Here is a 22154-nt window from a genome sequence, read left to right as displayed (position 1 = left end):
CCTTGCGCGCCCATAACCAGCCAACGGCGTCGCAAGGCGCCCAACTGGCACCGCGCGACAAAGGAAATGTCCCAAATGGAACCGGCGACTGCAACGCTTGATGGCGCTTTCTGGATCACAAGTGGCGTGATCCTGTTTCTTCTTTTCCTGTCGGGGTTCTTTTCCGGCTCCGAAACGGCGCTGACCGCCGCGTCGCGCGGGAAATTGCGCGCGCAGGCCGACAAGGGGTCGCGCGGCGCGGAACGCGCGCTGAAGATCACCGAGGACAACGAGCGGCTGATCGGGTCGGTGCTGCTGGGCAACAACCTGGTGAACATCCTCGCCACGTCGCTGGCCACGGCGCTGTTCACCCAGGCTTTTGGCGAATCGGGTGTGGCGCTGGCCACGCTGGTGATGACCATCCTCGTGCTGGTGTTCGCCGAGGTGCTGCCCAAGACCTATGCCATCACCAATTCCGAAACCGCCGCGGCGCTGGTGTCGCGGCCGATCTCGCTTGTCGTGCTGGTGTTCTCGCCGGTCGTGGCGGCGGTCCGGCTGTTCGTGCGCGGGGTGCTGCGTCTGTTCGGCGTGCGGATCGACCCCGACAGCAACATCCTCGCCGTGCGCGAGGAAATCGCCGGTGCGCTGCAACTGGGCCATTCCGAAGGGGTGGTCGAGAAGGAAGACCGCGACCGCATCCTGGGCGCGCTCGATCTGGGCGACCGCGCCGTCGAGGAGATCATGTTGCACCGCTCCGGCATCGAGATGATCAACGCCGACGACCCGCCCGAGGATATCCTCGAGCAATGCCTGCAGTCCAATCACACCCGCCTGCCCGTTTATCGCAACGACCCCGAAAACATCATCGGCGTGGTCCACGCCAAGGACTTGTTGCGCGCGATGTACAAGCTGATCGGCGGCCCTGATGTGGACGCCAAGGCGCTGCGCCGCTTCAAGGTGACGGATGTGGCGATGAAGCCCTATTTCGTGCCCGAAACCTCGACCCTGGACGAGCAGATGCGCCAGTTCCTGCGCCGTCGGACGCATTTTGCGCTGGTGGTGGATGAATACGGATCGTTGCAGGGGCTGATCACCCTGGAGGACATCCTCGAGGAGATCGTCGGCGAGATCACGGATGAATTCGACCCGGATGCCGATCACCCGGTGAAAAAAGCCGAGGACGGGCAGTATATCGTCGATGGCGCGATGACGATCCGGGACCTCAATCGCGCGACGGACTGGAACCTGCCCGACGACGAGGCAAATACCGTCGCGGGGCTGGTGATCCACGAGGCGCAGATGATTCCGACCAGCGGCCAGGTGTTCTCGTTCCACGGTTTCCGTTTCGAGGTGGTGGCCCGCGACGGCAACCGGATCACCCAGCTCAAGATCAGACCGCTGTAAGTCGCGCGGGCGACCGTGCCCTGCCCGGCGAAAGATGACAGGCGGGCCGGATTGCGATAAACTCGAAGCCTGATGAATGACGGACGGGTGATCCCATGATCCGCAAGCTTGCCGCTATCCTGGCGGCTGATGTCGTCGGTTTTGCCGGTCGCATGGCGCGGGACGAGGATGGCACGCTCGATCGACTTGCGCGCTTGCGCCGCGATGTGATCGGTATGCAGGTCGAAGCGCACCGTGGCCGCGTGTTCAAATCGCTGGGCGACGGGTTTCTCGCTGAATTTTCCAGCACGATGGAGGCGATCAACTGTGCGATCGGCATTCAAAAGTCGATGGCGCGCGATGCCCTGCGGTCGAACAGTGACGATGCGCTGGTGCTGCGCATCGGTGTGTCGGTCGGCGACGTCGTCGTGCAGGGCGACGATCTTTTGGGCAATGGCGTCAACGTCGCGGCAAGGCTGGAAGCGCTGGCCGATCCTGCCGGGATCGCCATCTCGGCCGATGTCATGTCGCAGATCCGCGGCAAGATCGATCTGCCGCTGCAGGACTGTGGTCATCAACGGGTCAAGGACAGCGACGAGCTGATCCACGTCTATAAGACGAAGGCCCGCGAGGACGGCGCCACGCGCGGGATCTTCAACTTCGACACCGACCCGCTTGCCGCCGAAATCGTGACCGGGGGCTGCCTGTGCGGCGCCGTCCGCTACGAGATCGGCGTGCCGCAGATCAGCACCGGGTTTTGCCATTGCCGGATCTGCCAGAAATTCACCGGCTCCGCGATGAGCGCCTGGACGGCCTTTCCCGCCAAGGGTGTCACCTTCGTGCGCGGCACGCCGCGGTATTTCGCGTCCTCGCCGATTGCCGAACGCGGGTTTTGCGCCGCCTGCGGGTCGGGCCTGACGTATCGGCTGCTGCGGCCGCACGTTGCCGCCTATCTGATCATCTTCACCGGCAGCCTCGATGCGCCGCAGGGCTATGCCCCGGCGGCGCATAGCGGCATAGAAAGCCAGATGCCGTGGCTCGACATTCTGGACGATCTGCCACGCACGCGCTGCGCCGACTCGCGCGTGTTGCAGGAGGCCTGGTCGTCGGTGGGCCTGCCGGAGCCTGAGACATGGGGACCGATGGCCAAGCCGCCCGCCGCATCATGAGCGCCGCGTGGGCCATGATGCCATGATGCCGCGCAGATTGCGGAACGCCCGGTCAGGCCCGCAGCCGCGCGCCCGTGGGATCGAACGGCGGCGCATGCAGGATCGTCGCCCTGTGCGGTCGCCCCAGCACCATCACCTCGACGTCGTCGCCCGGCTCCGCCCCGCTGATATGCGCAAGGGCCAGGCTCATGCCGACGGTATGGCCGTAGGTGCCGGACGTGACCTTGCCCAGACCACGACCGTCCCTGAAGATCGGCTCGCCGCCCGACGCATCCGCGTTCGAAGCCGCCGTGTCGCCGTCGTCCAGCGCCAACAGCATCAACCGTTCGCGGGCGGGTCGAGCGAGCGTGTCGGCCAGCGCGCCCTTGTTCAGGAACTCCTTGTCCATCTTGCACAGGCGCTCCAGCCCCAGTTCCTGCGGCCAGTATTCGGGTGAATATTCCCGCCCCCACGATCCATAGCCCTTTTCGATCCGCAGGCTCATCAGCGCGCGGCTGCCCACCATCCCTGCGCCAAGGTCCGCGCCCGCCTCCAGCAGCGCCTCGAGCAGGGCGACCTGATCGGCGGCGGCGCAGTGCAGTTCCCAGCCAAGATCGCCGGTAAAGCTGACACGCAGCGCCAGCACGTCGATGCCCGCCAGGTCGATCCGGCGCGAGCGCATGAACGGAAAATCCGCCGTTTCAAGCGAGGCATCGGTCAGCCGTTGCAGCAGGGCGCGCGATCTGGGGCCGGCCACGTTGAACCCGCACAGCGCGTCGGTGTGACTGTCGAAGGTGGTGCCCTCCGGCAAGGGCACGGCTTTGAAAAAACGCTGGTGATAGCGCTCGGCCATACCCGATCCGATGATCCAGAATTCATCCCGGCCCGTGCGCGTCACGGTGAAATCGCCCGCCACCCCGCCGCGCTTGCCGATCAGCGGGGTCAGGCACGACCGCCCGACATCGCGCGGCATGGTGTTGGCGAAAACCGCGTTCAGCCAGGCCTCGGCGTCGCGCCCGGCGCAGCGGTACTTGGCGAAGTTCGAGATGTCGATGATCCCCGCGCGGTCGCGCAGCATCTTGCATTCCGCACCCACCGGCGCCCACCAGTTCTGACGGGTGAAGCCTTCGGTTTCCGACGCCTCGGGGGCGGTGGCGTACCACAGCGGATGTTCCCACCCGGCGTTGAGCCCCATGACCGCGCCCATGCCTTTTTGCAGGGTATAGGCGGGCCGCATCCGCACCGGGCGGCCGGCGGCGCGTTCCTCGCCGGGGAAATGAATCTTGAAGCGGTTGGCATATTGGTCGCCCACGCGCGCCTTGGTGAACCTGGCGTCCGCCCAATCGCCGAAGCGCGCCACATCCCAGGCGAACATGTCATAGCGGGTCTCGCCGGTGACGATCCAGTCGGCCGCCAGAAGGCCCATGCCGCCCGACTGCGAAAAGCCCGGAATGATGCCGTTGCAGCAAAAGTAGTTGGAAAGCTCCGGCACCGGGCCGAACAGCACATTGCTGTCCGGCGACCAGATCATCGGACCATTGATCACGCGCTTGATTCCCGCGGCGCCCACGGCGGGCACGCGGTCGATGGCGCGCATCATGTTCGGCTCGATCCGGTCCAGGTCGTCGGCGAAAAGCTCGTGTCCGAAGCCCGGCGGCGTGCCCTCCTCGGCCCAGAACCGCATGTCGCGTTCATAGGCGCCCACCAGCAGGCCCTTGCCCTCCTGGCGCAGGTAATATTCGCCGTCGCGGTCGGCCACCGATGGCAGGCGGCGATCGAGCCCGGCGATCTCGGCGATGGTCTCGGTCACGAAATACTGATGCTCCGTGGGTTGCAGCGGCAGGGTCAGCCCCGCCATCGCCGCCACCTCACGCCCCCATAGCCCGGCGGCGTTGACCACCCATCGCGTCGCGATGTCGCCCTTGGGCGTGCGCACTATCCATGTGCCGTCGGGCTGCGGATCGGTGGCGGTCACGGGGCAGAAGCGGATGATCTCGGCACCGTTCTGGCGCGCGCCGGCGGCATAGGCGGACGTCACGCCCGACGGGTCCACATTGCCGCCCTCGGGTTCCCACATGATGCAGCGGATGCCGGTGAAATCCACCAGCGGATGCAGGCGTTCGGCCTCGTCGCGGGTGACCTCGTGGAAATTCATGCCGTAAAGCCTGGCCTTGGCGGCCTGCAGCCGAAGCTGGTGTTCGCGCGCCTCGGTCTGCGCCAGATACAGGCTGCCGGGCTGGAACACACCGCAGCTTTGCCCGGTTTCCGCCTCCAGCCGGTTGTACAGGCCCATCGTGTAGTGCTGGATCCGGCTGATGTTGGTGCTGTCGTGCAGGCCGTGGATATTGGCCGCCGCGTGCCAGGTGGAGCCGGAGGTCAGCTCGTGGCGTTCCAGCAGCACGACATCGCGCCAGCCCAGCTTGGTCAGGTGATACAGGATCGAGCATCCGATGACACCGCCGCCGATCACGACGGCCTGTGCGTGGGTTTTCATGGCGGCGGTTCCTCGGTTGGACGTTCAGCGCCACCGTGCTGCGGTTTTGCCGGGGCCGATAGCCCAAAGCCGACATGCCGCGTCGCCGGTATGCAACTGCCCGCCGTTTGCAGCCCGCCCAGCCGGGACCGGACGCTAGCGCGTCTCGCGCCGCCAGCCCTTGCGTTCGGGGCGCTCCTGCGCCTCTGCCTCGGCCTCGGCCTCCCTGCGCCGCCTGAGTTCCTCTTGCCGCTGACGCTCCGCACGGGCCTGATTGCGGCGGATCGTGTCTTCCACCCGCTGCCGCTCCGCCTGTGCGCGGTCGTGGCGGCGGGCCTCCTCCTCCTGCCGCTGGCGCTCCGCGCGGGCCTGATTGCGGCGAATCGTGTCCTCCACCCGCTGACGCTCCGTCTGTGCGCGGTCGCGGCGCCGGGCCTCCTCCTCCTGGCGCTGACGCTCCGCGCGGGCCTGATTGCGGCGGATCGTGTCCTCCACCCGCTGACGCTCCGATTGGTTGCGCCTGCGGATCTCTTCATCACGCCGGAATCGCTCGTCGATCATCTCTTGCCGCCGTCTTTCGCGCTCGCGTCGGGCGCGACGGTCGAATTCCTCGCGGCGAAGCTGGCGGTCCCGTTCGATGCGGGCCTCTTCGCGCCGCAGCCTGTCACGCTCCAGCGACGAGCGGCGCAGCCGGTCGGCGTCACGCGCGCGGCGTTCGCGTTCGATCTGTTCGCGCCGCAAATGCCGGTCCTCGACCCGACGGATCAGCCTGTCGCGTGCGATCGGCGGACGCCGGTCAAAGGAATGGATCCGGCGGTGTTCGTGGTTGCGCCGGTAGGGAACGGTGTCGCGGATGACGATCCGCCGCCGGTAGCGCGGATTGATCGAGATATGGACGGGAAGCGTTTGGGTCCGTGTCCAGATTCCGTCTCCGACGTAGTAATAAGACCCGCTCAGGCCATGATAATAGACGTTGCTGCGGGGATAGTAGTCATAGTCGTAGGTGCCGTAGCCCGGGCCGATATAGCCCGGAGCGGTATAATAGTCATCGCACCCCGGCAGGACCACCGCCGCAGCCCCCAGAAAACCGGTCAGGACAAACCGGATGAGTTGGCGTGTGTGCATTGCGTATTCTCCCCCATGTCGCCCTGCGCCACGGTCGAAGGCCACAGGGCCGTTCGGGAGGTAGTATGCGGACAATCGCACCGCCGTGCCTTGATCCCGGACAATCGGAACGCGGCCGCCGATCCGCAGGCGTCAGTCGCGCTCCGGCGCGCGGTCCGTGCCCTGGTCCTGCCGGGGGTTCAGATCGTCAGCGACGTCGTTCCAGACCGCTTCGGCCACCGACCGCCGCAACCGCGCGCGATCGTGATCGAATTTCAGCGCGCTCCACGCCCGGCGCAGCTCTATCCCCGCGGCGATGCGCGCGGCGTCCTGCAGGCCCTTGTCGGGGTGGTGCATCAGCCCCGTCAGCGTCGATTGCAGGCGTTGCTGCACCTCGATCACCGCCGCACCGTCGCGCGCCAGCGATCCGAAACCGTCCTCGATCAGATCGGTGGGCTCAAGCGGATGGACCCAGAGGTTGGGATAGGGCAGATCGCCGTTGCCTTGGGTTTCGTCGGAATAATCCGACAGGATGCGCCCGACCCGCGTGATCACGTCGATCGCCGTGCCGGGATCGTTGATGCCGGGCGACAGCGCCTTGGACGCGATTTCGCCCATCACCATCAGGCCAAACCGAGGATCCTGGTCATAGCTGCGCACGTCGTCCAGCACGACATTGTCGCGCACGGCCCGCGCCAGCGTGTCGTCATCGCAGCCGTCCGCGGGCGGCGCGCCGGTGTCGCGCACCTGCACCAGCGGTTCGTTCAGGAACACGAAGGAGCCGATATCGCGCGTCAGGTACAGATCCACACCGTGCATCCGCGCCGCCTTGTCCAGCGCCTGCGGATAGATGTGCTGGATATAGCCGCTTTGGGTGGCGCGGATGATGCGGGTGTTGTCGGGCGCCGCGCCGATCAGCGGCCGCGCGCCAAGGCAAGGCGTCGCCAGCCGTTCGGCGAACTGGCGGCGGGCGATGCCTTCGACCTGGCGGGTGGTGTCGATCAGGCTGCCGAAGGTCTGCAGGTGCAGCACCCAGCGCACAAGATTGAACACGATGAACGCCAGCACCAGCACCGTGACCGCAAAGAGCACGAGCGCGCGTTCGTCCACGTAGACGCCCAGTTCGCGCATGATGATCGCGATCAGCGCATAGACATAGGCGCCGATAAAGGCGGCCAGCGTGTTCTGCGTCACCGGGTCCTGCATGATCAGGCGGTGCACCCGCGGGGTCCATTGGGTCGACGAACTGCGGTACACCGTGACCATGACCGTCAGCGAAAAGGTCGTGACCGCCAGCATCGCGTTGGCGATGATCTGCAACAGCCGGTCGGCCGCGGCCCCGGTCAGCCGCGATCCCATCTGGTCGGGCACCAGCCATTCGATGATCTGCGTCAGGCCCAGGACCAGAATGGCCAGAAGCCCCATCGCCACAACCCGCACCCACAACTGGCGGCTGTAATGGCGGGCCTTGCGCAGCAGCGTATCGGGGAGCCAGTTGAGGTTTTCCATCTGTCGCGACGCGCCTTCCGAATTCTGGGTCCATCGCAACTGTGCGACAGAAGATGTCGTTTTCGGCAAAGGGTCGCCCCGCCGCCCGCCTACCTTGGACCAAACACCTATTACAAAGGCCAGCCCATGCAAACCACCACTCGCGTCTGTGTCATCGGCGGCGGCGTCGTTGGCGCCTCGGTTCTCTATCACCTGACGAAACTGGGCTGGTCGGACGTGATGCTGCTGGAGCGCTCTGACCTGACCTCCGGATCGACCTGGCACGCGGCGGGCGGGTTTCACACCCTCAACGGCGATACCAACATGGCGGCGCTCCAGGGCTACACCATCCGGCTTTACAAGGAGTTGGAGGAGATCACCGGCATGTCATGCGGGCTGCACCATGTCGGCGGCGTGACGCTTGCGGACAATCGCGACCGGTTCGACATGCTGCTGGCGGAGCGGGCCAAACACAGGTTCATGGGTCTGGACACCGAAATCGTCGGCCCCGAGGAGATCGCGAAGATCGCGCCGATCACCAACCTCGATGGCATTATCGGCGGGCTGTACGATCCGCTGGACGGGCATCTGGACCCCTCAGGAACCACCCATGCCTATGCACGGGCCGCGCGCATGGGGGGCGCCACGATCGAGACGCATTGCATGGTGCGCGAAACCAACCCGCGCGCCGACGGCACCTGGGACGTGGTGACAGACCGCGGCACGGTGCATGCCGAACACGTGGTCAACGCCGGCGGGCTTTGGGCCCGCGAGGTGGGGGCGATGGCGGGCGTCTACCTGCCGCTGCACCCGATGGAGCATCAATACATCGTCACCGACGACATTCCCGAAATCTACCAGCGTGACACCGAACATCCGCATGTCATGGACCCGGCGGGCGAAAGCTATCTGCGGCAGGAAGGGCGCGGCCTGTGCATCGGCTTCTACGAGCAGCCCTGCCGCCCCTGGGCGGTGGATGGCACGCCGTGGGACTTCGGCCACGAATTGCTGCCTGACGACTTTGACAAGATCGCGGACAGCATTGATTTCGCTTATAAACGCTTTCCGGTGCTGGCCACGGCGGGGGTGAAATCGGTGATCCACGGGCCGTTCACTTTTGCCCCCGACGGCAACCCGCTGGTGGGTCCGGTGCCGGGGATGCGCAACTATTGGTCGGCCTGCGGCGTGATGGCCGGGTTTTCCCAAGGTGGCGGTGTCGGGCTGACGCTGGCGCAATGGATGATCGAGGGCGAGCCCGAGCGCGACGTGATGGCGATGGACGTGGCGCGTTTCGGGCCCTGGATCACGCCGGGCTACACCCGGCGCAAGGTGATCGAGAATTACCAGAAACGCTTCAGCGTCAGCTATCCCAACGAGGAACTGCCCGCCGCGCGGCCCAACCGGACCACGCCGATGTACGATATTTTCACCGCGCTGGGGGCGGTCTGGGGCGCGCAATACGGGCTTGAGGTGCCCAACTACTTCGCGCAGGGCCGCGAACCCACGTTCGAGACGCCGTCGTTCCGACGCTCCGATGCCTTTGCCGCCACCGCGCGCGAAGTGGCGGCGGTGCGCGGCGGCGTGGGCATCAACGAGGTGCAGAATTTCGGCAAGTACCGTGTGACGGGGCCCCGCGCGCGCGCGTGGCTTGACCGGATCATGGCGGGGCGTGTGCCCGCGCCGGGGCGTCTGTCACTGACGCCGATGCTGTCGGATCGCGGCAGGCTGATCGGCGATTTCACCGTGTCCTGCCTTGACGAGACGGAGTTTCGCCTGACTGCCAGCTATGGCGCGCAGGCCTATCACATGCGCTGGTTTCAGAAACATCAGGAAGAGGGCGTAAGGGTCGAGAACATCAGCGATTCCCTGACCGGATTTCAGATAGCCGGCCCGCGCGCGGGCGATGTTCTGGCGGCCTGTATGCCCGACGATGTTTCGGAACTGCGGTTTCTGGACGTGCGGCGGATGACCGTGGGCATGACCGCCTGCACCGTGCAGCGCGTCAGCTATACCGGCGACCTCGGCTATGAAATCTATTGCGATCCGACGGGTCAGCGCCAGCTTTGGACCACGTTGACGCAGGCGGGGGCCGCGCATGGCATCACGCCTTTCGGCATGCGGGCGATGATGTCGCTCCGGCTCGACAAATTCTTCGGATCCTGGATGGCGGAGTATTCGCCCGATTATACCGCCGCCGAAACCGGGCTGGACCGTTTCATCAGCTTCGACAAGACCACCGATTTCATCGGGCGCGCCGCGGCCGAAGCCGAGCGCGCCAATGGTCCCGCGCGCAGGCTCGTGGCCTTCGAGGTGCAGGCGGAGGACGCGGATGTGCAGGGATACGAGCCGATCTGGCTGGACGGGGCGGTGGTGGGCTTTTGCACATCGGGCGGGTATTCGCACCACGCGGGCACATCCTTGGCCCTGGGGTTCCTGCCCTCCGAGCGGGTGGCGGAGGCCCCCGTCGTGGCAATCGAAATCCTGGGCCGGATGTGCCCGGCGCAGATGGTGACGACACCGTTTTTTGACCCGGACGGCGCGCGGATGCGGGGCTGACATGGCGTCCCTTACGGCCCGCCGTTGCCTGCGGTAAGGTCGCGGGATGATTGATCCTCGACTGACCGATATTCCCGTCATCCTGCTGGCCGCCGGCCAGTCGCGGCGGATGCGCGGGGCCGACAAGCTGCTTGAGCCGGTGGAGGGCGCGCCGCTGCTGCGCCGTCAGGCAGACAGCGCCCGCGCCGCGACGGACGGCCCGGTGATCGTGGCCCTGCCCCCGCCGCCGCATCCGCGGTACGCCGTGCTGACGGGGCTGGATGTCACGCCGCTCGCGGTGCCTGACGCCGCCGAGGGAATGAACGCAAGCCTGCGCACCGCCTTTGCCGCCCTGCCCACGGGCGCGCCTGCCGCGATGCTGCTGCTGGCCGATCTGCCCGATCTATTGCCCGCGCATCTGGCCCGGGTGCTGGAGGCCGTCGATCTGGACAGCGACACGCTGATCTGGCGCGGGGCCACTGAGGATGGCGCGCCGGGCCATCCGATCGTCTTTGCAAAGTCGATGTTCGCGGAGTTTGCAAATCTTAGCGGCGATGGTGGCGGGCGCGAGGTCGTGGCGCTGGCCAAGGGCCGGGTCAAGCTGGTGTCCCTGCCCGGCCAGGCGGCGCGCCGCGATCTGGACACCCCCGAAGATTGGGCCGATTGGCGTGCGGAGCGTCGGGAACGCTGACCGCCGGGGTCACGCCATGACGACAAAAGCGGGACGGTTTCCCGCCCCGCTTCCGTCACTACACCGAAGTACTCGATACAGTAGCTGCATATGCGTGCCGCGCGCCCCCGCGCGCGGGTCGTAAAGCCAAAGGCGCGCCTACTTCGTCAGAAGCCGTGCCTCGTGCTTTTTCAGGGACCGGCGGGCCGACTGGTAGCTGTCGATACCCTCCCGCGTCGAAAGCTCGGGGAACAATTCGAAAATTTCCGTACGCTGCGCGTTGCCGATACCGGCAAGGCTGTTGTCGCCGGGTTGGAAGCTTTCGGTCCATGTGCCGTCCGACAACACGACCTCGTGTTGATCGAACATGATGTGGATGTAGGTTGTGCCGGACACATCCACGATATCGACCCCATCGAGCCCGGTCAGATGTTTGGCCGCGACCAGCACCTCGCGTTCCTCGAAATACAGGGCGGTCTTGTCATTGGCGACCAGCACCCGGTGGTTTGGGCTGACCAGCATGTCACGCTCCGGCAGGCCGTTGCCAAGCGCACCCTGCTGGATCAGAACCGGCTTGAGATGTGCCGCACGCTCCAGCTCTGTGCCGGTCATGGCGCGGGCGCCCACCCAGCGGATGTCCTGGATGCCGTTGTCGCGGGTGATGACCCGGTCGCCGACCACCAGATCCTCCACCCGGCGCTCGCCCTTGGGCGTGGCGATCAGGGTGCCGGGGGTAAAGCAGGGGATCACGTTTTCGATGTTCGTGAACCGCAGCGTGCCTGCATCCGTGTTGTCGGCGTTGAAATAGCTGACGGTGCCGTTTTCGTCGTTGTCATCGTCATAGTCGATTTCAAGCCGGCCGCCATCCGGCGCGGAGCCGGTGAGGTCGAGCGTGTCGAAGTCGTCGCCGCCCTCGTTGCCGTTGACCACATCGCCCGCGTTCACGTTGACGAAGGTATCGCGGTCGTTGCCGCCGGCCAGATCGTCGATGCCGTCGCCGCCGTCGATCAGGTCGTTGCCCTGACCGCCGCGCACCACATCATCGCCGTCGCCGCCGTTCAGCGTATCGTCGCCGGTGGCGCCCTGCAGCGTGTCGTTGCCCGCGTCACCGTTCAGGATGTCGTTCTGGCCGCCGCCATCGAGCAGATCGTCGCCCGCGCCGCCCGACAGCAGATCGTCGTCGCGGTTGCCGCGCAGCGTGTCGTTGCCGATGCCGCCATCGAGCACGTCATCGCCCAGACCACCCGACAGGCTGTCGTCGCCCTGCCCGCCGATCAGCGTATCTTCTCCGGTGCCGCCCGACAGGGTGTCATCATCGGTCTGGCCGTCCAGAAAGTCGTTGCCCAACCCGCCGCTCAACACATCGTCGTCGTCGGCGCCAAAGATCACGTCGTTGCCCGCACCGCCGTCGACAGTATCGCGGCCGTTTTCGGGCCGCAGATCGGGGCCGAAGGGATTGGAACCGTCGTCTTCGATGTTGACCGCATCTGGGATACGGTCGGGATCGTTGCCGGCATAGATCGTGTCGTCGCCATTGCCACCCAGCAACAGGTCGCTGCCCTCGCCGCCGACGATCCGGTCGTCGCCGTCGTCGCCGCGGACCACATCGTCGTCGATGCCCGCATCGATCACGTCGTTGCCGTTGCCGCCGCTGATGGTGTCGCGGTCATCGCCCGTCGAGATGGTGTCGTTGCCGTCGCCGCCCGCGACCAGGTCACGGTCGTCCTCGGGGTCGATGTCGGCGGGATAAAGCCCCGGATAGCCGATGTCGGGCCGGATTTCGCCGTTGCCGGTGTCGATCACGTCGTCGCCGGGGCCGCCGTCCACATCATCCGAGCCGTTGCCGCCGGTGATTTCGTCGTCGCCTTCGCCCGCGCGCACCGTGTCGTCGCCGTCGCCGGCGCGGATGATGTCGTCGTTGGGTGCTTCACCGTCGAGGATCGCGTCTTCGTTATCGACGAAATCGCCATCGGGATCGCCGTCATAGGCGGTATCGATCAGGTCGTCGCCGTCGGTGCCGAATACGATGCCGTCGCGGTCGGGCGCGGGGCCGACGCTGACGGTCCAGGTGCCGGTGTCGGTGCCGCCGTTGCCATCGCTGATGTCGTAGCTGACGGTCGCGTCGCCGGAAAAGCCGTCGGCGGGCGTGAAGGTCAATGTGCCGTCGCCGTTGTCGACCACGGTGCCATCGGGGCTGGTTGCGCCCGTGATGGTCAGCTTGTCGCCATCCACGTCGGTGTCATTGGCCAGCACATCGGCGGTCACCGCAGTTGCCGCGGCGGTCGTGCTGCTGTCGGGGTTGGCGACAGGGTCGTCGTTGACGGGTGTCACCGACACGGCAACCTCGCCGGTGTCCGTACCGCCGTTGCCGTCGTCGATTTCATAGACGATCGTGGTGTCGCCGTTGAAATTCTCGGCGGGGGTGAATGTCAGCGTGCCATCGGGGTTGATGTCCACGGTGCCGTCCGGCGATGTCGCGCCCGTCACGGTCAGCGGTTGGCCCTCGGGGTCGCTGTCGTTGCCCAGCACGTCGACCGTCACGGCGGTGTCTTCGGGCGTCGTCGCGTCGTCGTCCACCGCCCGGGGCGGGAGGTTCGCGTTGGGCGGATCGCCGATGATCTTTTCGATCTCGACGAACTCGATCGTGCGGTCCGACTCCGAACCGTCGTCATTGAGGAACACGATCGTGCCGTCAAAGCCGTTGCCGTTGCTGTCGGGGCGCTGGTCGCGCACCACGTAGGGCCCCTGGCCGGTGATGTCGAGCGTATCGAAATCGTCGCCCGCAGCGCCGCCATCGACGTCATCGCCGGCCTCGGCAAAGATCAGGTCGCGGTCCGCGCCGCCCTTGAGCGCATCGATCCCGCCGCCGCCGCCAAGCAGGATGTCGTTGCCGTCGCCGCCCGACAGGTCGTCGTCGCCGGCATCGCCCTGAAGCGTGTCGTTGCCCGCGCCGCCGATCAGCGTGTCGTTGCCGGTCTCGCCCTGCAGCACGTCGTCGCCGTCACCAGCGTCAAGCATATCGGCATCCGCGCCGCCATTGAGCGTGTCGCTGCCGACCCCGCCCAGCAGCGTGTCGTCGCCGGCCTCGCCCTTGAGAAGGTCGTCGCCGCCCTGCCCCTTGAGCAGATCGTCGCCGTCGCCGCCGCGCAGCGTGTCGTTGCCATCGCCGCCGTGCACTTCGTCATCGCCTTGCAGGGAGGTTACGAAATCGTTGCCGCCGCCCGCCATCACGATGTCGTCCTCGGGGGCTTCGCCGGGGATGATCGCGTCTGAGTTGTCGATCATGTCGCCATCGGGATCGCCGGTATAGGCGGCATCGATGCGGTCGTCGGCTGCGGTGCCTGAAACGATACCGTCGCGCGCTCCGGTCGGCTTGGGCGTATCACTTTCCATCGTATTCTCCTCATAACGGCGCTGCAAACGCCACGCCGCCTGTTGCGGACAAACTCAATACCGTTGCCCCCAAGACAATCTGCAGATGCCTGGGCGACCCGCGCCATCGACCATCCCGGCGGGAGAAATGCGGCCACAGTTCACCGGTCGCAGAGGCGTAATTCCCCTGCGTCGGCATGTGGCATTCGGATGCTTGGCAGCACGGCGAACACACGTCTCCCGCATCTTGTGATGCGTCTTGGTGCGGTCGCCCCCGTGACCTACAGACTTTGCCCCCCAGTTGGGCACTTCGATTAGTACCGGGTGAATTGAGGCGAACAAAGTGAAAAATGTCAGAAAAGCATCCGCAAAAAGGCAGCAAGTCAGGCCCCCGCACGGCTGCGCACCCCTACTGCCTGCCGCATGCGGGACGGATTGTTTCCAAAATGGCATAGGCGGACCACAGGCGCTTGGCCCTGTTTTTCAGGGCGCGCGTGGCGATTTTCGGCAAGGCCGTTCGCAACCAGGGCACTGGTCGTGGTTTCCATAATGGCACCAATCGGCGAGGCCAGAGGCGGACCACGGTTTCGCCATATTTGTGGCGCAATTCCCGATTTGCGTTCTCACAATGGAACCAATAGCCGAATTTGCAGGCAGACTGGTTCTGCGCTGTGCGGTGCCTGCCACATTCTTGACGAATCGTAAGGGCTGCTGTGCCCGCTCGATTCCCTGTCGTCGAGGGGGGGCGCGGGTGCGGGCCCGGCGCGCCGCGTCGGCGGATCACGCGCCTGGCGGGGCGTGCGCCGCGAGACCGCCACCGCACGATGCCACCGGGCTGTTCCGGATCATGAAATTCACGGAAAACCCCGAAAAGGGGTGGTACCCAAGGCCGGACTCGAACCGGCACGCCTTGCGGCGGGGGATTTTGAATCCCCTGCGTCTACCATTCCGCCACTTGGGCAACGCAGATGCTGTAGCGCGCACGCCCGCGCCGGGCAAGCGCATTTTGCGCCATTGTCGGGCTTGACCCCGTCCGGGCCGCATGGTCTGCCCTCTTCGAACCAACCCCAAAGGGATCGCGCCCGCGCATGATACGCCGATTGTATTTCTGGATGCTGGGTATGGTCGACCATCCCCGCGCCCTGTGGGTGCTGGCCGGGGTCGCCTTTGTCGAGAGTTCGGTCTTTCCCATCCCGCCCGACGTGCTGATGATCCCGATGATCCTGGCGCAGCCGCGGCGCGCATGGCTGATCGCGGGCGTGGCACTTGCGGCGTCGGTGCTGGGCGGGATGCTGGGCTATGCCATCGGGGCGCTGGCCTTCGACACGCTGGGGCAGCCGATCCTGGCCAGCCTCGGCAAGGCCGACGCGATGGCCGACTTCAGCACGGTGTTCAACGACATGGGGTTCTGGGCGGTGCTGACCGCCGGCGTCACGCCCTTCCCCTACAAGGTCATCACGATCATGTCGGGCTGGACGGGAATGCCGCTGGGCACCTTCATCGCCACCTCGATCCTTGCGCGCGGGCTGCGTTTCTTTCTCGTTGCGGGGTTGTTGTGGCGCTTTGGCGCACCCATCCGCGACTTCATCGAACGCCGGCTGGGGCTTATGTTCACGCTGTTTGTCGCCTGCCTGCTGGGCGGGTTCCTTATCCTGAGGCTGATATGACCCGAAGACTGCTGATCACGATTGCCACGCTGGGCTCTGCCGCGCTGTTGCTGGGGGCCTTCGGGTTTCAACATCTGGGCGGGCTCGCACCCTGCAAGATGTGCATCTGGCAACGCTACCCCCATGCGATTGCCGTCGCCGTCGGCCTGGTCGCCTTTGCCCTGCCGCGGCCCGTGCTGATGGGTCTTGGCGCGGTGGCGGCGGCGACGACCGCCGGGATCGGCGCCTTTCACGCCGGTGTCGAGCAAGGCTGGTGGGAGGGGCCCACGACCTGCACCGTGGGTCCCGTCGGCGGGATGAGCGCCGATGCCCTGCTGGACCAGATCCTGAACGCGCCGCTGGTGCGCTGCGACGATATCGCCTGGCAGATGTTGGGCATCAGCATGGCGGGCTGGAACGCGATCGCGTCCTTCGGGTTGGTGCTGATCTGGCTGGCGGCCCTGCGCGCGCGCTGATCCGGGGTCAGGCCGATATGCGGGTCGACAGAAGAAGGCTCGTCTCACTGGCGGTGACTCCGTCAAGCCTGCGGATCTGAAACAGGACGCGGTCGAATTGCTCCAGAGTGGCAGTGCCGATCTCGACAATGACGTCCCATCGGCCGTTGGTGGAATGCACCGCGCGCAGCTCCGACATGCCGCTGAGCTGGCGGATGATCCGGTCGGTGCCGCGGCCTTCGATCGCGATCATCATCAGCCCGCGCACCGGATCGCGCAGGGCGTCCTCCTTCATCACCACCGAAAACCCGAGGATGTCGCCGCGGTCGCGCAGCCGCGCCAGCCGCGCGCGCACCGTGGTGCGCGACAGCCCCAGCACTGCGGCCAGATCAGACAGTGGCGCGCGGGCGTCGTGGCGCAGCGCCGCGATCAGCCGTTTGTCCGTTTCGTCCATTTTGGCCTCCGGTTCGATCACTTCCCTCTCAATATGTCCGGTATGATCGCTTGTCTATGCCCCGATCCGGCGCATACCAATGCGCAACACCAGTCAAAAGGACCGTATCATGACCCAAGAGACCTGTATCCTCGTCGGCGCGCCGGTGGACAGTGGCAAGCGCCGCACCGGCTGCCTGATGGGCCCCGACGCCTACCGCACCGCCGGGCTGGCCCGCGCGCTGACCGATCTGGGGCACCGGGTCGAGGATCGCGGCAATGTCGTTCCGAACCGCAACGACACGCCCGATCATCCCAAGCTGCACGCGCTGGCCGAAACCATCGGCTGGACCGAGGCGCTGGCCGAGGCATCCGAAGCGGCGATGAAGGACGGCCTGCCGATCTTCATGGGCGGCGATCATTCCCTGTCGCTGGGAACGGTTCTTGGGGCGATGCGTCACGCCGATGCCGAAGGTCGCCCGTTGTTTGTGTTGTGGCTGGACGCCCACAGCGATTACCACACGCCCGACAGCACCGACAGCGGCAACCTGCATGGTACGCCGCTGGGCTATGTCACCGGGCGACCGGGGTTCGACGGCTTTCCCGCCATTGAAAACCCGGTGCGCCACGACAATATCGCCATCATCGGCCTGCGGTCGGTGGACACGCCCGAACGCGACGCGTTGCAGGCTACCACGATCCAGCGTGTCGACATGCGCGAAATCGACGAAAGCGGCATCGCCAAGCCGCTGACCGCGTTCCTGGAGCGTGTCGAGGCCGCCAACGGCATGTTGCACGTCTCGCTGGATGTGGACTTCCTCGATCCGGCCGTCGCGCCCGCGGTGGGCACCACCGTGCCCGGCGGCGCCACCATCCGCGAGGGCCACCTGGTGATGGAGATGCTGCACGACAGCGGGCTCATGACCTCGCTCGATCTGGTGGAGTTGAACCCGTTTCTGGATGAACGCGGGCGCACCGCGCAGGTGATGGTCGAACTGGCCGCCTCCGCGCTTGGCCGCCGCGTGTTCGACCGCCCCACCCGCGCCTATTGATCTCGGCCCGCTCCAGCTCAGGAAAGACCCGACCCATGACCAAGCTCAAACCCTCCGACAAGGCGCTCGTGCCTTTCGTTTCCGTCGATCACATGATGCAGCTTATCCACACCGTCGGCCTTGAGCCGATGATGCAGGGGCTGGCGGAGTGCATCGAGACCGATTTCAAGCGTTGGGAGGTCTTCGACAAGACGCCCCGCGTGGCCAGCCACTCGGCCACCGGCGTGATCGAACTGATGCCCACCTCGGACGGCGAGGTCTATGGCTTCAAATACGTCAACGGCCATCCCGACAACACCAAGGGCGGGTTGCAGACCGTGACCGCCTTCGGCCTGCTGGCCGATGTCTCCAACGGCTATCCGGTGCTGTTGTCGGAAATGACGATTCTGACAGCGATGCGCACGGCGGCGACCTCTGCCCTGGTGGCGCGCTATCTGGCGCCGAAGGACAGCAAGGTGATGGCGATGATCGGCAACGGCGCGCAGTCGGAATTCCAGAGCATCGCGATGAAGGCCATCGTCGGGATCGAAGAGGTGCGGCTTTACGACATCGACCCGGCGGCGACGCGAAAATGCGCGGCCAACCTGGCGGGATCCGGCCTGCGGGTGGTGCCCTGCGACAGCGCCGAGGAGGCCATCCTGGGCGCGCAGATCATCACCACCTGCACGGCCGACAAGCAGTATGCCACTATCCTGACCGACAACATGGTCGGCAGCGGCGTGCACATCAATGCCATCGGCGGCGACTGCCCGGGGAAGACGGAACTGGCGCCCGCGATCCTGCATCGTTCGGATATCTTTGTGGAATTTCCCGAACAGACCCGCATCGAGGGCGAGATCCAGCAGCTTGACGCCGATCATCCGGTGACCGAGCTGTGGCAGGTGATGACCGGACAGGCCAGGGGCCGCACCTCGGACAAGCAGATCACGCTCTTCGACAGCGTCGGATTCGCGATCGAGGATTTCAGCGCCCTGCGCTACGTGCGGGAAAAAGCGGCGGAGACGCAGTTGTTTCATCCGCTCGATCTGCTGGCCGATCCCGACGATCCGCGCGATTTGTTCGGGATGCTGCAGCGCGCGGGCCGGGCCTGACCGACGCGGCGCTGACGGCCCGGATCAGGGGGCCGTCACGTCGTGGCGGTAGAGCCAGTCGAATTGCGCCATCATCCGCCCCGGCGCCAGCCGGCTGCCGGTGCGCAGCGCGGCATGCGCGGCCCACCGCAACGGGCCGGGCCGCAAATGATATTTCCAGGCGTTGCCATCGGCCGCCGCGATGACGCGCGACACCCGCGGCCCGCGCGCGGCCTGATAGGCGGGCAGACCGCGCGCCACGTCCTGCCGGGTGACCTGCTGCGCCAGCACCCAGGCATCCTCCAGCGCCATATTGGCGCCCTGCGCCAGGAACGGCAGCGTGGGATGCGCCGCATCGCCCAGCAGGACCACGCCATCGCGGTGCCACACCGGCGCGACGGGATGGCGAAACAGCCCCCACAGCGCCACATCGCCGACCCGCGCCAACAGGTCGGCGGCCGGACCGCGAACACCGGAAAAGGCCGCGCGCAGGTTTTGCGGATCGTCGGCGTGGTGCCAGCCTTCGGCGGCCCAGGTCTTGCGTTCCTGCACCGCGACCATGTTGATCGCGCTGCCGCCCTTGACCGGATAGCTGACAATATGGCGCCCCGCGCCCATCGTCACCGTCGCCTCCGGTGCCGGATCGCCAAGGGCGGGCACGGTAGCGCGCCACGCCACCTGCCCGGTGAACGCCGGATCGTCAGCGCCGTTGAGCGCCGCGCGCCCGCGCGATTGCACCCCGTCCGCCGCGACGATCAATTCGGCGCGGCGGGTGCTGGCATCCTCCAGCTCGACCGTCGGCAGATCGCCGGGGATCACCGCGCGGACCCGTTTGCCCAACTCGACCGACACATTCGCCTGGGCCGCCGCGCGCGCCAATACCGCGATCAGGTCGGCGCGATGCACGAACAGATATCTCTGATCCGCGTCCAGCCGCGTCAGATCCAGCCGCGCGACCGTGTCGCCGCTCTGCTCGGCGCGCAGCACGACCGCCCGGGCCCGCACCGCGCCGCCGCGCTGCACCGCGTCGGCCACCCCCAGCGCGCGCAGCACCGCCAGTCCGTTCGGGCTGACCTGCAACCCGGCGCCGACCTCGGTGATGGCGGCCGCCTGCTCCAGCAGCGTCACCGCGACGCCCCGCCGCGCAAGCGCCGCCGCACACGCCAGCCCGCCGATCCCGGCACCGATCACGATCGCGTTCTTCACCATCACCCCTGCCCTCTCATGACAAAAGCGCCGCAGCTTTCGCCCGGCGCTTTCCGTCTTATCCCTGTCGTCCGCGCGCGGATCAATCGTCGCGGTGCACCTTCTCGCGGCGCTCGTGACGCTCCTGCGCCTCAAGGCTCATGGTGGCGATGGGGCGCGCGTCCAGACGCTTGAGGGAAATCGGCTCGCCGGTGACGCTGCAATAGCCGAATTCGCCCTCTTCGATGCGGCGCAACGCGGCGTCGATCTTGCTGACCAGCTTGCGCTGCCGGTCACGGGTCCGCAGTTCGAGCGCGCGGTCGGTTTCCTCCGACGCGCGGTCGGCCACGTCGGGAATGTTGCGGGTGCCGTCTTGCAGGCCTTCGATGGTGTCACGCGATCCGGCCAGCAGTTCCGTGCGCCAGTTCAACAGCTTGCGTCTGAAATACTCGACCTGCCGGTCGTTCATAAATGGCTCGTCTTCGGCCGGACGATAACTGTCCGGCAGGAATACTTCCTGTTTCATATGGCTTTCCTCAACGTGGCTAACGTCTGTCACTGGACTTGTCCTCGGGCCAAGTTTCCCCTGCGGCCAGCATCTATCCCACGTTGCCAAGATTGTCACTACACAATACTTGCGGTTTGCGGCTAAAAGCGTCGCACTTGTAAAGCCCGACCAAAGGACACCGACATGAAATTCGAAGGCACTTCCGACTACGTGGCCACCGACGATCTGACAATCGCCGTCAATGCGGCCGTGACGCTGGAACGGCCACTTCTGGTCAAGGGCGAACCCGGCACGGGCAAGACCGAGCTGGCCAAGCAGGTGTCGAACGCGCTGGGGCTGCGGATGATCGAGTGGAACATCAAATCCACCACCCGCGCCCAGCAGGGTCTTTACGAATACGACGCGGTCAGCCGCCTGCGCGACAGCCAACTGGGCGAAGAGCGCGTGCACGACGTCAAGAACTACATCCGCAAGGGCAAGCTGTGGGAGGCCTTCGAGGCGGACGAGAAGGTCGTTCTGCTGATCGACGAGATCGACAAGGCGGACATCGAGTTTCCCAACGACCTGCTGCAGGAACTCGACAAGATGGAATTCTACGTCTACGAGACCGGCGAGACGATCCGCGCGGTCAACCGGCCCATCGTGATCATCACCTCCAACAACGAAAAGGAGCTGCCCGACGCGTTCCTGCGGCGCTGTTTCTTTCACTACATCCGCTTTCCCGAAATGGACACGCTGCGCCAGATCGTCGAGGTCCACCACCCCGGCATCAAGGAGGCGTTGCTGACCACCGCGCTGACGCAGTTCTACGAGGTGCGCGATCAGGCCGGCCTGAAGAAAAAGCCCTCCACCTCCGAGGTGCTGGACTGGCTCAAGCTGCTGCTGGCAGAGGACATGACCGCCGAGGATCTCAAGTCGAACGGCGCCAGCGCGCTGCCCAAGCTGCACGGTGCACTGCTCAAGAACGAGCAGGACGTACACCTGTTCGAGCGTCTGGCCTTCATGGCGCGGGCCGAACGACGGTAACGGCACGCGGCCGGGCGCGCGACACGGAGTTCTGAGAAATTCCGGACAAAGGTCTTGCAAGGAGTTTTCCCGCGCCCGCCGCCACGATTTTGCCTTATTCAGTGCCTAGCCTCGCGTCCAACCGGGCCGCGCGAGTCCGGGCCCGGAGCACGAGGCCCCCATGAGCACATCATCCAGCATCCCATCATCCAGGCTCGTCGTGCGCCCCCTGCGCGCGTCCGACCGGGCCGAGTGGGACCGGATGTGGGCCGCGTACCTCGAATTCTATGAAACCACCCTTCCGGCCCAGACATACGACATTTATTTTCAGCGTCTCTTGGGCGATGATCCGCAGGATTTCAACGGACTGATCGCCGAGTTGAACGGCAAACCGGTGGGGCTCGCGCATTACCTGTTTCATCGCCACGGCTGGAAGATCGAGAACGTCTGCTACCTTCAGGACCTCTTTGCCGACCCGCATGTCCGGGGCCAGGGCATCGGCCGCGCGCTGATCGCAGCGGTCTATGCCGCCGCCGACGCCGCCGGCAATCCGACCGTCTACTGGAACACGCAGGAGTTCAACCACACCGCCCGCCGCCTCTATGACCGGGTCGCCACGCTCACCCCGTTTCTGAAATACCAGCGTTGA

The 22154-nt window shown here is 66.0% G+C and carries 17 protein-coding genes and 1 tRNA gene; 10 read left to right on the top strand and 8 right to left on the bottom strand.

The genetic code is table 11. The features are described from left to right. The first annotated feature begins 75 nt into the window (after positions 1 to 75). Both FDT80_RS02355 and FDT80_RS02350 read left to right on the top strand, forming a co-directional pair. On the top strand, positions 76 to 1383 hold the full coding sequence (locus FDT80_RS02355; protein WP_138660628.1) for an HlyC/CorC family transporter: 1308 nt from the start codon (positions 76 to 78) through the stop codon (positions 1381 to 1383). Positions 1384 to 1478: 95 nt separating this feature from the next. Continuing rightward, positions 1479 to 2531, top strand: coding sequence for a GFA family protein (locus tag FDT80_RS02350; protein ID WP_138660627.1), 1053 nt, complete (start codon positions 1479 to 1481; stop codon positions 2529 to 2531). A gap of 52 nt (positions 2532 to 2583) precedes the next feature. Here the strand turns inward: FDT80_RS02350 and FDT80_RS02345 are convergent, their stop codons facing one another. The 3 genes from FDT80_RS02345 to FDT80_RS02335 all read right to left on the bottom strand — a co-directional run bounded on the left by FDT80_RS02345 (position 2584) and on the right by FDT80_RS02335 (position 7596). After that, positions 2584 to 5004, bottom strand: a complete 2421-nt coding sequence (locus tag FDT80_RS02345) for a GcvT family protein (RefSeq protein WP_138660626.1) — start codon at positions 5002 to 5004, stop codon at positions 2584 to 2586. 135 nt (positions 5005 to 5139) lie between these two features. Further along, on the bottom strand, positions 5140 to 6108 hold the full coding sequence (locus FDT80_RS02340; RefSeq protein ID WP_138660625.1) for a hypothetical protein: 969 nt from the start codon (positions 6106 to 6108) through the stop codon (positions 5140 to 5142). Positions 6109 to 6240: 132 nt separating this feature from the next. Then, positions 6241 to 7596, bottom strand: a complete 1356-nt coding sequence (locus FDT80_RS02335; protein ID WP_138660624.1) for a DUF2254 domain-containing protein — start codon at positions 7594 to 7596, stop codon at positions 6241 to 6243. A gap of 126 nt (positions 7597 to 7722) precedes the next feature. On the opposite strand from FDT80_RS02335, the gene FDT80_RS02330 reads away from it, so the two are divergent. After that, positions 7723 to 10131, top strand: a complete 2409-nt coding sequence (locus tag FDT80_RS02330) for a GcvT family protein (RefSeq protein WP_138660623.1) — start codon at positions 7723 to 7725, stop codon at positions 10129 to 10131. A gap of 46 nt (positions 10132 to 10177) precedes the next feature. Beyond that, on the top strand, positions 10178 to 10801 hold the full coding sequence (locus FDT80_RS02325; protein WP_138660622.1) for a nucleotidyltransferase family protein: 624 nt from the start codon (positions 10178 to 10180) through the stop codon (positions 10799 to 10801). A 138-nt stretch (positions 10802 to 10939) separates the two neighbouring features. Here the strand turns inward: FDT80_RS02325 and FDT80_RS19160 are convergent, their stop codons facing one another. Next, positions 10940 to 14173 (bottom strand): Hint domain-containing protein, encoded by a 3234-nt coding sequence (locus tag FDT80_RS19160; RefSeq protein WP_138660621.1) that lies wholly within the window; start codon positions 14171 to 14173, stop codon positions 10940 to 10942. Positions 14174 to 15029: 856 nt separating this feature from the next. Next, positions 15030 to 15113 (bottom strand) — tRNA-Leu (locus tag FDT80_RS02315). Positions 15114 to 15240: 127 nt separating this feature from the next. Between FDT80_RS02315 and FDT80_RS02310 the strand changes: the two genes are divergently transcribed. Beyond that, positions 15241 to 15819 carry a YqaA family protein gene (locus FDT80_RS02310; protein WP_138660620.1) on the top strand — a complete coding sequence of 193 codons (579 nt, stop codon included), beginning with the start codon at positions 15241 to 15243 and terminating at the stop codon, positions 15817 to 15819. Further along, a complete protein-coding gene (locus FDT80_RS02305; RefSeq protein ID WP_138660619.1) occupies positions 15816 to 16274 on the top strand; it encodes a disulfide bond formation protein B in 459 nt (152 codons plus the stop codon). Before FDT80_RS02310 ends, FDT80_RS02305 begins: the two co-directional genes overlap by 4 nt. A 7-nt stretch (positions 16275 to 16281) precedes the next feature. Here the strand turns inward: FDT80_RS02305 and FDT80_RS02300 are convergent, their stop codons facing one another. Next, positions 16282 to 16707: an Lrp/AsnC family transcriptional regulator gene (locus FDT80_RS02300; protein ID WP_138660618.1), complete on the bottom strand. Its 426-nt coding sequence runs from the start codon at positions 16705 to 16707 to the stop codon at positions 16282 to 16284. Positions 16708 to 16816: 109 nt separating this feature from the next. Between FDT80_RS02300 and rocF the strand changes: the two genes are divergently transcribed. After that, positions 16817 to 17737 (top strand): arginase, encoded by a 921-nt coding sequence (gene rocF / locus FDT80_RS02295; RefSeq protein ID WP_138660617.1) that lies wholly within the window; start codon positions 16817 to 16819, stop codon positions 17735 to 17737. A gap of 35 nt (positions 17738 to 17772) precedes the next feature. Beyond that, on the top strand, positions 17773 to 18828 hold the full coding sequence (locus FDT80_RS02290) for an ornithine cyclodeaminase (RefSeq protein ID WP_138660616.1): 1056 nt from the start codon (positions 17773 to 17775) through the stop codon (positions 18826 to 18828). Between the two features lie 24 nt (positions 18829 to 18852). On the opposite strand, the gene FDT80_RS02285 is transcribed toward FDT80_RS02290, so the two are convergent. Together FDT80_RS02285 and dksA are read right to left on the bottom strand one after the other, a co-directional pair. After that, on the bottom strand, positions 18853 to 20016 hold the full coding sequence (locus tag FDT80_RS02285) for an FAD-dependent monooxygenase (protein ID WP_170311763.1): 1164 nt from the start codon (positions 20014 to 20016) through the stop codon (positions 18853 to 18855). 79 nt (positions 20017 to 20095) lie between these two features. Then, on the bottom strand, positions 20096 to 20518 hold the full coding sequence (gene dksA / locus FDT80_RS02280) for an RNA polymerase-binding protein DksA (RefSeq protein ID WP_138660614.1): 423 nt from the start codon (positions 20516 to 20518) through the stop codon (positions 20096 to 20098). A 165-nt stretch (positions 20519 to 20683) separates the two neighbouring features. Here dksA and FDT80_RS02275 point away from each other — a divergent pair, with 165 nt between their 5' ends. Both FDT80_RS02275 and FDT80_RS02270 read left to right on the top strand, forming a co-directional pair. Beyond that, complete coding sequence (locus tag FDT80_RS02275; protein ID WP_138660613.1) at positions 20684 to 21526, top strand: AAA family ATPase; 843 nt, start codon at positions 20684 to 20686, stop codon at positions 21524 to 21526. Positions 21527 to 21686: 160 nt separating this feature from the next. Further along, complete coding sequence (locus FDT80_RS02270; RefSeq protein ID WP_138660612.1) at positions 21687 to 22154, top strand: GNAT family N-acetyltransferase; 468 nt, start codon at positions 21687 to 21689, stop codon at positions 22152 to 22154.

It is taken from the genome of Sulfitobacter sabulilitoris, assembly GCF_005887615.1.
GTDB classification, from domain to species: domain Bacteria; phylum Pseudomonadota; class Alphaproteobacteria; order Rhodobacterales; family Rhodobacteraceae; genus Sulfitobacter_E; species Sulfitobacter_E sabulilitoris.
This window is presented reverse-complemented; position numbering and strand designations above follow the sequence as displayed.